Here is a 1904-nt window from a genome sequence, read left to right as displayed (position 1 = left end):
CAGGGGCGCCGCGGCCGCCGGAGTCATTCCCGGCTGTTGGACGGGCTCGACGCCCTCCGGCAGGGCACGGCGCCGCGCGCCGACGTAGGGACTGGTGAGCGGTGGCGGCGCGGGCTCCCTGGTCAGGTCGGTGACCAGTTGCTCAAGGGCGACGATCCGGATGTCACGTTCCCTGATCGACTCGGCGACCTGTGCCATCGCCTCGTCGGTGGCCTGCATGTTGTAGCCCCACGCGTTCGCCGGCGGTCGCAGCAGCGCGACGTCTGTCGCGGACCCGGGGCCCAGGTCGAGCGGGGCATAGTCGGCACGCTCCGCCGGAAGTTCGCCGCCGCGCCCGGCGGCGACAAGTATCACGGCGATCAGGATGACCAGACCCGCGATCAGCAATACGACTGACACATATGAATCGTGCCACGCCCGGACCAGTGCACAAGCACGCCGAGCCCCGGTTTCTGCGCATCAGCACGTGCCCGGGGACTTAGGAGCAGATCGTTACACTTTTCTTGCTGTTATCCCCGGTTTTGCGTAATTTTCTGCTCCTAAGTCGCGATCGTCTCGCGATGCGGGACGGGACTGGCGCGCTGGCGGAGGGTTAGAACTCGAGGTCCGTGTGGGCTTCCTTGATGATCTTGACGACCTCTTCAGGGTCGTCGACGACGCGCAGCAGCGCCAGCTCGCTGGCGCCGATGAAGCCCCTGCCGAGCATGGTGTTCTTCAGGAAGTCGAGCAGCGGTGCCCAGTAGTCGCTGCCGACCAGGACGATCGGGAACATGGTGATCTTCCCGGTGGCGACCAGCGTGAGCGCCTCGAACAGCTCGTCCATCGTGCCGTACCCGCCGGGCAGCACGACGAACGCCTGGGAGTACTTGACGAAGATGGTCTTCCTGACGAAGAAGTAACGGAACTCCACGCCTACATTCACGTAGTCGTTGAGGCCGCTCTCCAGCGGCAGTTCGATGCCGAGGCCGACCGAGACCCCGCCGGCCTCCGCTGCGCCCTTGTTGGCGGCTTCCATGATCCCCGGGCCGCCACCGGTGATCACCGTGTAGCCGGCCCGGACCAGCCCTGCCGATATCTCCTCGGCCAGCTTGTACTCAGGGGACTCCCGCTGGGAGCGCGCTGAGCCGAAGACCGACACCGCGATGCCGAGCTCGGCCAGCAGGCCGAAGCCCTCCACGAACTCCGCCTGGATGCGCATCACCCGCCACGGGTCGGTGTGCACCCAGTCCGACGGCCCGCGCCGGTCGAGCAAGCGCTGATCGGTCGTGGTCGCGGGTATCTGCTTATCGCGCAATGTCACCGGTCCCTGGCGGCGGACCCGGCGGTGCGGCGGTGAATTACTGACGGTCATGACATATCAACGGTAGCCACTAGCGGTGAGTGCTCTGGTGCGGAACACGCGGCATGTCCGGCAAACCGCAGGCGAACTCCGCGTCCGCCTTACCCGTCTGCGCCGTGGTCCCGCAGGATGGCGTTGAGCTCGGTCTTGTCGTGCCGCTCGCCCGCGGTGAGCCGCTTCAGGATGAGCACGGCGGGCATCCCGAACTCCCCGCCGGGGAACTTGCGGAACCGCGTCCCGTTCACCGCCACCGACCAGGCGGGCACCTCGCCGCGCAGCAGCTCCTCGCCGGTGTTCACGTCGATCACGTGCGTCGACTTCGTGATGTTGGTGCCCGACCCGAGCACCGCCCCGGTCCGGACCCTGGCCCCCTCGGCCACGATCGACCGCGAGCCGATCATGCACTCGTCCTCGATGACGACCGGGACGGCGTTCGGCGGCTCGAGCACGCCGCCGATCCCCACCCCGCCGGACAGGTGCACGTTCTTCCCGATCTGCGCGCCGGAGCCGACCGTCGCCCAGGTGTCCACCATCGTGCCGGAGTCCACGTACGCGCCGATGTTCA

Annotated in this window: 3 protein-coding genes; all 3 read right to left on the bottom strand. The window is 67.5% G+C overall.

Annotation, left to right across the window (positions count from 1 at the left end; all coding sequences use genetic code 11):
- Positions 1-399, bottom strand: a 399-nt coding sequence (locus WA805_RS28230) for a hypothetical protein (protein WP_425243843.1), incomplete at its 3' end; no start/stop codon positions are given.
- 193 nt (positions 400-592) lie between these two features.
- The gene (locus WA805_RS28225) at positions 593-1351 is read right to left on the bottom strand and encodes a TIGR00730 family Rossman fold protein (RefSeq protein WP_422278467.1); all 759 of its coding nucleotides are present in this window, start codon (positions 1349-1351) and stop codon (positions 593-595) included.
- Between the two features lie 89 nt (positions 1352-1440).
- Positions 1441-1904 (bottom strand): DapH/DapD/GlmU-related protein (locus WA805_RS28220; RefSeq protein WP_425243842.1); only part of this gene is annotated, 464 nt, incomplete at its 5' end.

It is taken from the genome of Trebonia sp. (genome assembly GCF_049794275.1).
Lineage (GTDB): Bacteria > Actinomycetota > Actinomycetes > Streptosporangiales > Streptosporangiaceae > Trebonia.
This window is presented reverse-complemented; position numbering and strand designations above follow the sequence as displayed.

What these genes read in the sequence shown, in the direction of transcription:
- WA805_RS28225 (WP_422278467.1), bottom strand. Translation starts at nt 1,351, where the DNA reads ATGACCGTCAGTAATTCACCGCCGCACCGCCGGGTCCGCCGCCAGGGA.